This window comes from Faecalibacterium sp. DFI.5.82, from assembly GCF_029076575.1.
GTDB lineage: Bacteria > Bacillota > Clostridia > Oscillospirales > Ruminococcaceae > Faecalibacterium > Faecalibacterium duncaniae.
In genome coordinates this window covers 1-316 of the sequence record NZ_JARFIS010000407.1, presented here as the reverse complement: position 1 = coordinate 316, position 316 = coordinate 1, and the positions used below count along the sequence as shown (strand labels likewise).

Genomic DNA, 316 nt, shown 5'->3' with positions numbered 1-316 from the left:
CATTGTGGATTCCACCAACGTGGGTGCCATCTTCCGCAGCGCGGCAGCGCTGAACATGGACGCTGTTCTTATCAACCCCACCTGCTGTGACCCGCTCTGCCGCCGGGCCGTGCGCGTGAGTATGGGCACGGTATTTCAGGTGCCCTGGGCGCAGATCGGTGAAACTCCTGCTGATTGGCCTGAAAAGGGGCTTACTCAGCTGAATGCCATGGGCTTCAAGACGGCTGCCATGGCCTTGAGTGACCGTTCGGTCAGCATCGATGACGAAGCTCTTGCCCGGGAGCAGAAGCTTGCCATTGTGCTGGGCACGGAGGGA

The 316-nt window shown here is 60.4% G+C and carries 1 protein-coding gene; it reads left to right on the top strand.

Features of this window, described 5'->3' with window-relative positions; translation table 11 throughout:
- A partial coding sequence (locus P0G09_RS17185) for a TrmH family RNA methyltransferase (protein WP_275253275.1) occupies positions 1-316 on the top strand: 316 nt, incomplete at both ends.